This window comes from Stenotrophomonas pictorum JCM 9942, from assembly GCF_001431585.1.
GTDB classification, from domain to species: Bacteria; Pseudomonadota; Gammaproteobacteria; order Xanthomonadales; family Xanthomonadaceae; genus Stenotrophomonas; species Stenotrophomonas pictorum.
In genome coordinates this window covers 1-699 of the sequence record NZ_LLXS01000066.1, presented here as the reverse complement: position 1 = coordinate 699, position 699 = coordinate 1, and the positions used below count along the sequence as shown (strand labels likewise).

The window sequence follows — 699 nt, the reverse complement described above, 5'->3', positions numbered from 1 at the left end:
AACCATTGAGATCAAGGATCGAGGCGACGGTTCATTGCTTGCCAGTGCCAGCTACGTGCTGGATACGCAATCGGGCCGCTATTGCGGTCCACCCGGAAATACTTTTTCGGCGCAGGCATTCGCTGCCGAGGTATTGGGGCTGTAGTCCCTCCCAGGCAGGGGCGGATGCCCGCTTCGCCCGAGCGCGGCACATTCGCCACAGCCGCCCCCTCCCTGCCCGTCAGGATGTCCGGTCGATGCCCGTGTCCCCGGTGTCGGCCGGTGCGCAGACAGCCCCTCTGTGGTAGCCGCTTCAGAAGCTTCATCGCGGTATTCCCCACTTGGGCGGTTGCTGTGCCCCTCGGTCGCATGCCGGTGGCGAGGGGGCCACCACCGTGACAGGTTGCCCCACCTCTGCTCACAACGGATGTCTCCATGAAGCGGCACTTCCCGACCCTGTCGCTGGCGTCATCGCCGGCATCGATACGCAAGCGTTGGGGCCGGCACGCCATCGGGACAGCAACCTTGCTGTGCGCGGCACTGTCCGCCGGTGCCCCTGCGCTGGCTGCCGACGCCTGCACGCTGGCCGATAGGCCGGAGGCGGATTGGCAGCTGCGCGTGCCGTTCGAGGTGATCGATGGCCGCATCTACGTTCCGGTGGGCGTCAACGGCCGCGGGCCGTTCCGGTTTGCCGTGGATACCGGCGCCAGCGGCATGGGC

1 protein-coding gene is annotated in these 699 nt (G+C 67.1%); it reads left to right on the top strand.

Annotated elements, in window-relative coordinates; all coding sequences use genetic code 11:
* Window positions 1–414: 414 nt before the first annotated feature.
* Window positions 415–699, top strand: a 285-nt coding sequence (locus tag ARC78_RS16730) for a pepsin/retropepsin-like aspartic protease family protein (protein ID WP_425480574.1), incomplete at its 3' end; no start/stop codon positions are given.